At 42.3% G+C, this 8,097-nt stretch carries 10 protein-coding genes, 1 tRNA gene and 1 pseudogene; 7 read left to right on the top strand and 5 right to left on the bottom strand.

Annotated elements, in window-relative coordinates; genetic code table 11:
• Nucleotides 1-456: pseudogene (locus tag PAN06_RS06185) on the top strand (penicillin-binding transpeptidase domain-containing protein); the annotation flags it as partial.
• 40 nt (nt 457-496) lie between these two features.
• On the opposite strand, the gene PAN06_RS06180 reads toward PAN06_RS06185, so the two are convergent.
• Complete coding sequence (locus PAN06_RS06180; RefSeq protein WP_061591185.1) at nt 497-1,405, bottom strand: neutral zinc metallopeptidase; 909 nt, start codon at nt 1,403-1,405, stop codon at nt 497-499.
• Nucleotides 1,406-1,549: 144 nt separating this feature from the next.
• On the opposite strand from PAN06_RS06180, the gene rpmG reads away from it, so the two are divergent.
• The 3 genes from rpmG (at nt 1,550) to nusG (ending at nt 2,612) form a co-directional block, all read left to right on the top strand.
• The gene (gene rpmG, locus PAN06_RS06175) at nt 1,550-1,702 is read left to right on the top strand and encodes a 50S ribosomal protein L33 (protein WP_003009043.1); all 153 of its coding nucleotides are present in this window, start codon (nt 1,550-1,552) and stop codon (nt 1,700-1,702) included.
• 9 nt (nt 1,703-1,711) lie between these two features.
• The gene (gene secE, locus PAN06_RS06170) at nt 1,712-1,888 is read left to right on the top strand and encodes a preprotein translocase subunit SecE (RefSeq protein WP_003002261.1); all 177 of its coding nucleotides are present in this window, start codon (nt 1,712-1,714) and stop codon (nt 1,886-1,888) included.
• Between the two features lie 187 nt (nt 1,889-2,075).
• Nucleotides 2,076-2,612 (top strand): transcription termination/antitermination protein NusG, encoded by a 537-nt coding sequence (gene nusG / locus PAN06_RS06165; RefSeq protein WP_003002077.1) that lies wholly within the window; start codon nt 2,076-2,078, stop codon nt 2,610-2,612.
• Between the two features lie 194 nt (nt 2,613-2,806).
• Here nusG and PAN06_RS06160 read toward each other — a convergent pair whose 3' ends face one another.
• Nucleotides 2,807-3,523: a hypothetical protein gene (locus PAN06_RS06160; RefSeq protein WP_269795874.1), complete on the bottom strand. Its 717-nt coding sequence runs from the start codon at nt 3,521-3,523 to the stop codon at nt 2,807-2,809.
• 186 nt (nt 3,524-3,709) lie between these two features.
• Nucleotides 3,710-3,780: transfer RNA gene (locus PAN06_RS06155), tRNA-Cys, on the bottom strand.
• A gap of 264 nt (nt 3,781-4,044) precedes the next feature.
• Between PAN06_RS06155 and rpsB the strand changes: the two genes are divergently transcribed.
• Together rpsB and tsf are read left to right on the top strand one after the other, a co-directional pair.
• The gene (rpsB, locus tag PAN06_RS06150; protein WP_003002189.1) at nt 4,045-4,827 is read left to right on the top strand and encodes a 30S ribosomal protein S2; all 783 of its coding nucleotides are present in this window, start codon (nt 4,045-4,047) and stop codon (nt 4,825-4,827) included.
• An 83-nt stretch (nt 4,828-4,910) separates the two neighbouring features.
• Nucleotides 4,911-5,951: a translation elongation factor Ts gene (gene tsf, locus PAN06_RS06145; RefSeq protein WP_003001949.1), complete on the top strand. Its 1,041-nt coding sequence runs from the start codon at nt 4,911-4,913 to the stop codon at nt 5,949-5,951.
• A gap of 77 nt (nt 5,952-6,028) precedes the next feature.
• On the opposite strand, the gene PAN06_RS06140 is transcribed toward tsf, so the two are convergent.
• The gene (locus PAN06_RS06140; protein ID WP_003002130.1) at nt 6,029-6,499 is read right to left on the bottom strand and encodes a small multi-drug export protein; all 471 of its coding nucleotides are present in this window, start codon (nt 6,497-6,499) and stop codon (nt 6,029-6,031) included.
• Nucleotides 6,500-6,668: 169 nt separating this feature from the next.
• On the opposite strand from PAN06_RS06140, the gene PAN06_RS06135 reads away from it, so the two are divergent.
• Nucleotides 6,669-7,190 carry a Dps family protein gene (locus tag PAN06_RS06135; protein WP_003001978.1) on the top strand — a complete coding sequence of 174 codons (522 nt, stop codon included), beginning with the start codon at nt 6,669-6,671 and terminating at the stop codon, nt 7,188-7,190.
• Between the two features lie 78 nt (nt 7,191-7,268).
• Here the strand turns inward: PAN06_RS06135 and PAN06_RS06130 are convergent, their stop codons facing one another.
• On the bottom strand, nt 7,269-7,886 hold the full coding sequence (locus PAN06_RS06130; RefSeq protein ID WP_049474192.1) for a hypothetical protein: 618 nt from the start codon (nt 7,884-7,886) through the stop codon (nt 7,269-7,271).
• Nucleotides 7,887-8,097 lie beyond the last annotated feature (211 nt).

Genomic DNA, 8,097 nt, shown 5'->3' with positions numbered 1-8,097 from the left:
GCGCCTTATGGCTATACCATGGCTGGGAAAACCGGTACGACAGAGACCAGCTTTAACAAGGACCTCTCTGGAGACCAATGGGTGATCGGATACACGCCAGATGTGGTCATCAGTCAATGGCTTGGTTTCCCAACGACCGATGAAGGTCATTACCTGACCGATAGTAGTGCCGGAACGGCGTCAGAGATCTTCCGCAATGTTGCCAACAGTGTCCTGCCTTATACAGACGGTACTCAGTTTGATTCGGTGAAGAACTCTTATGCTGAAAATGGCATTGCGCCAGTCGGAGAAGAAACGACAGAAACAGACAGCAAAGAAGACAAAGGTTTCTTTGAGGATGTCAAAGAAAAGGCGTCAAATATGGTCGATGATGCGAAAAAAGCAATCGACGAGGCCGATATCCCAGGAAAAGCGAAAAATGCTTGGGATACCTTTAAAGGTTGGCTTGGTTTCTAATCAAAAAAACGATTCAGAAATTCTTCTGAATCGTTTTTAATTAGAGTTCACTATCTGACAAGCTAAAGGTATCGCCGTGTTGGAGATCCCCGTACTGGTAGCCTCGTTTGAACCAGCGCATGCGTTGCTCCGAAGTCCCGTGGGTAAAACTATCTGGCACCGAGTAGCCGTATGCTTGCTCTTGGAGAGTGTCGTCACCGACTGCATGGGCCGCATTCATGGCTTCTTCGATATCACCGATATCCAAAAGGTTTCGGTCTTGAATGGAGCGGGCCCAGACACCTGCTAGGTAATCTGCTTGCAGCTCGATGCGGACGCTGATGGCATTCCTTTCCTTTTCAGAAAGTCCTTGCTGCATACGGTGGTATTTGCCAAGGATTCCCAGCTCATTTTGTACGTGGTGGCCGACTTCATGGGCGATGACGTAGGCCATGGCAAAGTCGCCACTAGCCTTGTATTTGGTGGTCAATTCCTTGTAGAAACTCATATCCAAATAAATTTTCTTATCGGTTGGACAGTAGAAGGGACCAGCCGATGCTTGCCCAACTCCACAGCCTGTCTTTGTCCGTCCAGTATAGAAGACTAGTTTGGGCTCCTGGTAGGTCCGTCCTTCTGCTTGAAAGACCTTGTGCCAATGATCTTCTGTTGTCCCAAGGACTTTGCTGACGAACTGGGCGTCTGCATCGTCGACATGGGTCTTATTGGTGCGCGTGACTTGGGTGGACTGGTAAGGTTGTGAAGTCCCATTTCCAAAGAGGCCCCCAAGGCTAGCTCCCCCTCCTAGAAGGACCATGACAAGGATGATGATGATCTTACTCTTGAAGCTACCAGGCGATAGCAAAATTTGTAAAATGCCCCCGCCAAGGTTACTGTTGCCTGAAGACTGGGAGTAACTTTGCCCTCGACGGTCTTCGATATTTCTACTTTCTTTTAAGTTATCACTTTTCATATTCGTCTCCTTTTGTTTTATTTTACCAAAAATGAGGAAAAAACCAGAGTGATAACGCTTTAGATTTGCTTTTTTATTAACAGTAGATTTTCTGTCCTTGTCAAAACGTGGAAAACTTGCTATAATGGGGTGAACGGAGGCGTTATGGCATTAAAAAAAGCAAGTCTAGCGTGTACGGTTTGTGGGTCACGCAATTACTCCATTAAGTTGAGTGGGACGCCAAAACCAACACGTCTAGAAGTCAATAAATTCTGCAAACATTGCAGCAAGTATACCATCCATAAAGAAACACGATAGGAGAGAGTTGTGAAATTCATTAAAGATATTTTCGTCTTACTAAAAGATACAACTTGGCCAAATCGCAAGGAAAGATGGAAAAACTTTATCTCAGTGATTGAGTACACCGCTTTCTTTGTTGCATTGATTTATTTGTTCGACAAAGTCATTGCACGTGGCCTATTGCACATGATCAATTTCTTTTAAGAAAAGAAGCCAGGCGGGATCCCAAGGGTCCTGCTTTTTATGGCCTTTTCTTAAAAATAAATCAGCAAACCTCTTTGCATTCCGGCAAAATGTGGTATAATGAAGCTAGGAAAAGGAAAGCCAAGAGGCTTTTTTTAGTATGTTCACAAAAGCTCGAGCAGGCTAAACAGAAAGAAAGGATGCCCAAATGGACAGTTTTGATAAAGGCTGGTTTGTACTACAAACCTACTCAGGATATGAAAACAAGGTAAAAGAGAATCTTTTGCAACGTGCGCAAACTTATAATATGTTAGAAAACATCTTGCGCGTAGAGATTCCAACTCAAACCGTACAAGTTGAGAAAAACGGTAAAACAAAAGAAATCGAAGAAAACCGCTTCCCAGGTTATGTCTTGGTCGAAATGGTCATGACAGATGAAGCTTGGTTTGTTGTCCGGAATACCCCGAACGTTACTGGTTTCGTTGGATCCCACGGAAACCGTTCAAAACCAACTCCATTGTTGGAAGAAGAAATCCGCAGTATCTTGCTCTCTATGGGTCAAACCGTTCAAGAGTTTGATTTGGATGTCAAGGTAGGCGATACAGTTCGTATCATCGACGGTGCCTTCACAGACTATACTGGTAAGATCACTGAAATTGATAACAACAAGGTCAAAATGGTCATTTCTATGTTCGGTAACGATACGGTTGCAGAAGTGAATTTGAACCAAATTGCTGAATTGTAAGAAAGAGAGAGTGGGACAGAAATCGGTAATTCGTTAGAATTCGATTTCGTCGTCCCACCTCCGCACAGTTGAGTAGGGCTGTAAAATCTGATGAAATCAGCGTAGTAGAGCCCACTCAACCACTGCGTCTTGCTCGACAATCCAAAAATAATTGAGAGGCTAGGACTTTTGTCCCAGCCTCTTTTGATTGCTTATTATTGATTTTTATCCAGGCCAGTGATCTTTTTTAACTGCTTGGTTTCTGCAGTAGACGTAACATTGAAGATCTTATTGCCTTGTGTAGAGAAGCTAGATTCATCTCCGTTGCTATCTTTATAGACATAGCTGGTCCCATTTTCTGAACGCATAATAGCATAGGGTTTTCCGAGACGTTCGAGGGCCGTTTTTGGTGTATCGGATTTGGAAATGCTGCCAGTAGATTGGTGGTTGGCATCGCCTCCTCTTAGTCGGAAGGTGATATCTGTTAACACATTATTGCGGAAGAAAGCCATGATATCGCCATTGTCTGTTGCCCAAACATTGACCCCATCGCCAGGATTCGCACTGTCTGTACTACTTACGGGTTGACCAAAGGCTGCAACTACGTCATCGTAACTGCTTCTTTCTTTTGGCCCACCAACCTCTTGTCCATCTTCGGTTCTCAATACAAAACCGGTGGTAGGGTGGAGGTTCTTGAGCTTTTCGATCTCAGGAATGGATGCAGCTCCTGGCACATATTGGAGAGATGCGCCATCATCTGGATCCAAGCTGAAGCGGCCTGAAAAATCATCTGAGCTACTGCTGTCTGAAGAAGTGCTCGACGATTTACTAGATGATGTTTTGGTAGAAGATTGTTTGATCGGTTTTCTAGAGCTAGAAGCTGTTTTTGCTGGTTGCGCAGAATTGGCAGGTGAGCAAGCGGCTAGTGTCACTAGTGAAAGAAGGCCGATCGCAAAGAAACGAATGTTTTTCATAAATACCCTTTCTAATGTGCTTCGCCAATCAGGCGAGGTTTTATTATATCAATAATCAAGGAAAGGAGCAAATGGCAACAAAAAAACCCCCTATTGCTAGGGGAATTTTTAAAAGATAAAAGATGATAAAAAATTTTATTATCAAGGCGGTAGACGGATTTGAACCGACGATCAAGCTTTTGCAGAGCCGTGCCTTACCACTTGGCTATACCGCCATAACATATAATATTGTAACCTAAAAATAAAGATAGGTCAAGAAAAACTTTTTACGTCAAACAACTTTAGAAAACCATTTCATCGTAGGGATTGAAAAAATCTCTCAAATAGCTTGCGAATTCTAGGGATTTCTGCTATACTTATAGAGTTGTCTAAGACAGCAAATACTCATCTCGGATCCATTGTGGCACCGTTGCCCTTGTGGTCGTGCTGCAAGTTGACGTCTGAGAGAGGAGAAAAAAACAAAAAAGGAGAAACTACTCATGGCAGTAATTTCAATGAAACAACTTCTTGAGGCTGGTGTACACTTCGGTCACCAAACTCGTCGCTGGAACCCTAAGATGGCTAAGTACATCTTCACAGAACGTAACGGAATCCACGTTATCGACTTGCAACAAACTGTAAAATATGCAGACCAAGCATACGACTTCATGCGTGATGCAGCTGCAAACGATGCAGTCATCTTGTTCGTAGGTACTAAGAAACAAGCTGCTGATGCTGTTGCAGAAGAAGCTGTTCGTGCAGGTCAATACTTCATCAACCACCGTTGGTTGGGTGGAACTCTTACTAACTGGGGAACAATCCAAAAACGTATCGCTCGTTTGAAAGAAATCAAACGCATGGAAGAAGATGGAACTTTTGAAGTCCTTCCTAAGAAAGAAGTTGCATTGTTGAACAAACAACGCGCTCGTCTTGAAAAATTCTTGGGCGGTATCGAAGACATGCCTCGTATCCCAGACGTAATGTACGTTGTGGATCCACATAAAGAACAAATCGCTGTTAAAGAAGCTAAGAAATTGGGTATCCCAGTTGTAGCGATGGTCGACACAAACACTGACCCAGATGATATCGATGTTATCATCCCAGCGAACGATGACGCTATCCGCGCTGTTAAATTGATCACTGCGAAAATGGCTGACGCTGTTATCGAAGGACGTCAAGGTGAAGACAGTGTTGCTACAGTAGAAGCTGAATTGGCAGCTACTGAAGGTCAAGCTGATTCAATCGAAGAAATCGTTGAAGTTGTAGAAGGCGACAACGCTTAATTTCATTCAATAAGTAACGAACCTAAGAGGGCAGGGCTCAGCCCGACCCTCTTCTTTTATTAAAAAAATATAGGAGAACAAAAATGGCAGAAATTACAGCTAAGCTTGTAAAAGAATTGCGTGAAAAATCTGGTGCCGGTGTCATGGACGCTAAAAAGGCATTGGTTGAAGTTGAAGGTGATATCGAAAAAGCGATCGAATTGCTTCGCGAAAAAGGTATGGCTAAAGCAGCTAAGAAAGCTGACCGTGTTGCCGCTGAAGGTTTGACTGGTGTTTATGTCAATGGTAACGTTGCAGCAGTAGTTGAAGTAAACGCTGAAACTGACTTCGTTGCGAAAAACGCTCAATTCGTTGAATTGGTAAACGCAACAGCAAAAGTCATCGCTGAAGGTAAACCAGCTAACAACGAAGAAGCTCTTGCTTTGACAATGCCTTCAGGTGAAACTCTTGAAGCTGCATACGTATCTGCAACAGCTACAATCGGTGAAAAGATTTCATTCCGTCGTTTTGCTTTGCTTGAAAAAACAGATGCACAACACTTCGGTGCTTACCAACACAACGGTGGACGTATCGGTGTTATCTCTGTGATCGAAGGTGGAGACGAAGCACTTGCTAAACAAATCTCAATGCACATCGCTGCAATGAAACCAACTGTTCTTTCATACAAAGAATTGGATGAGCAATTCGTGAAAGATGAATTGGCACAATTGAACCACGTCATCGACCAAGATAACGAAAGCCGTGCAATGGTTGGTAAACCAGCTCTTCCACACTTGAAATTCGGTTCTAAAGCTCAATTGACTGACGAAGTGGTTGCTCAAGCTGAAGAAGATATCAAAGCTGAATTGGCAGCTGAAGGTAAACCAGAAAAAATCTGGGATAAAATCATCCCAGGTAAAATGGATCGCTTCTTCTTGGACAACACAAAAGTTGACCAAGCCTACACTCTTCTTGCACAAGTCTACATCATGGATGACAGCAAGACAGTTGAAGCTTACCTTGAATCAGTAAATGCTTCAGTTATCGAATTCGTTCGTTTTGAAGTTGGTGAAGGTATTGAAAAAGCTTCAAATGACTTTGAAGCAGAAGTTGCAGCTACAATGGCAGCAGCTCTTAACAACTAAGAATAAAAAAATAAGAGGTTTCGAAGGAAGCCTCTTTTTTGTGAGTAAAAACTGAAGCCGATGCTTCAGTCTTTTGCTTAATGTGCGAAGGTATCGATTCCTAGAAGCAGAGACAGGGTTCCCATGATGAGGCCGGCTAGTATCACTCCGAGCATGACTGCGAGGCTACTGCGTTTGAAGTCCCAGTCAAGGATGGAGGCCGCAAGAGCTCCGGTCCAGGCACCAGTTCCCGGAAGAGGGATTCCCACAAAGAGCAATAAGGCCCAGAAGATTCCCTTGTCTCCTGCAGCTTTTTCTAATTTCTGTCCGCCTCTATGGCCCTTATTGAGACACCAGCTAAAAAAGCCTCCGATGATCGGTTTTTTTGCCCCCCAAGTGAGGATATGGCGGGCGAAGAAGAAGATCAGAGGGACAGGGAGAAGATTTCCGATCACTCCGATCAGGAGCGCTGTCCATAAGGGAATACCATTTGCAATGGCAAAAGGGATGGCCCCGCGCAATTCAACAAGGGGAACCATGGAGATCAGGAAGGTAAAGATATATTTCATTAGTCAAGCCTTTCGATTAGTCTTCTTCATTCTATCGTATCTTCCTTCAATTGACAACTATTCCAGCTTTGGAATGAACTTTTTAAATCTTTTATCTTGACTTTCTGGTGGAGGAAGCATATAATAGAGACATAGTTAATTAGAATCATTATAAAAAAGGAGAAACGATATGACAACTATGAAACATGAAGCAGCTACTGATGTAGCAACTTTTGCACCTTCTAATAAAGAAACTCTTCCAGAAACAAAAGCCCTCTTGAACCAAGTCGTAGCAGATCTCTACGTCGCTCACATTGCCCTTCACCAAGTACACTGGTATATGCGTGGACGTGGCTTTATGGTTTGGCATCCAAAGATGGACGAATACATGGACAGCTTGGATGCAACCTTGGATGAAGTGAGCGAACGCTTGATCACTCTTGGTGGCGCGCCATATTCTAGCATGACTGAATTTTTGGAACACAGCAATATTGAAGAACGCCGTGGAACATTTACGAAAAATGTAGAAGAAAGCTTGACACGTGTTCTTGAAATCTTCCATTACCTTGACGGCCTTTACCAAAAAGCTTTGGATGTTACCGACGCTGAAGGCGACGATGTAACCAACGATATCTTTGTTGGGGCTAAAGCAGAACTTGAAAAGAACATTTGGATGGTGGCAGCTGAACTTGGTCAAGAACCAGGATTATAAGATCATAAAAAAAATAGAAGCCATTGGCTTCTATTTTTTTGGTGTTTTTTCTAGTGGGAAAAATTAGTAGAAATTTATTTAGGAAGGATAAATCCATTCGATGTGAGGTGCGCGTTCTTTAATTTGCTTTTGTATTGTATTAAAATCGGCTCCTTCTGCATTTGAAAAATTCACCTTGTCGAGTAGTTTGTCCTTCTTATCATAAAAATAAAGAAAGCGATCTGTATAAGTAACATCGTTAGCGGAGCTAGTCTTTATTTTGTATTCTATTTTATGGATGTCGCTATATTTCATCTGTAACTGGTTTCGATATGCATTTCCAATAGTATAGATAGCATCATCAGTGATAGTGAGGAGGGGAGGCTCAATTGCTGTCATCCCATTGTAGCAGGCGATAAGTAAGAAGGAAGCGATAGAAAATCCGGTGAATACAAGAAAAAGAAAAAGAAAATCATCATTATTTCTTGAACTTGAAAGCTGAGAGGCTTCGGTATTCCTTGCGGACGTGATTTGATTCTGGGTTGAAGAGTAGTGAAGTTCTTGCCTTGAACTAGAGAAGGTCCCTTGGGGAGTTGATTTTACTTGAGAACCTGATTGGATTGCTTGAAATAGAAAAATTAAAATCATCACGATTATAGGAACGATAGAATAGGAATAAGAAATTTTTTCTTTTTTATATTCTATTTTTTCACTCATAGGTAAACCTCATTTTTTTATATTAGTTGAATCATTTTATCATATTTTTATTACGGGTAGGTAACAAATAAAGCTTGTTTGTACTAATTAAAGGAATTCTTAATCTAACTATAGTTGGAGCGAAATCGAGGCCTATCGCTCCTCTTTTTTTGGTATAGTTAATATGTGATTTTCAGTAAGCGTTCGCAGGTATAAGAAAGCGCTTACAAAT

The sequence above is a fragment of the Streptococcus sp. SM3 genome (assembly GCF_027497875.1).
This window is presented reverse-complemented; position numbering and strand designations above follow the sequence as displayed.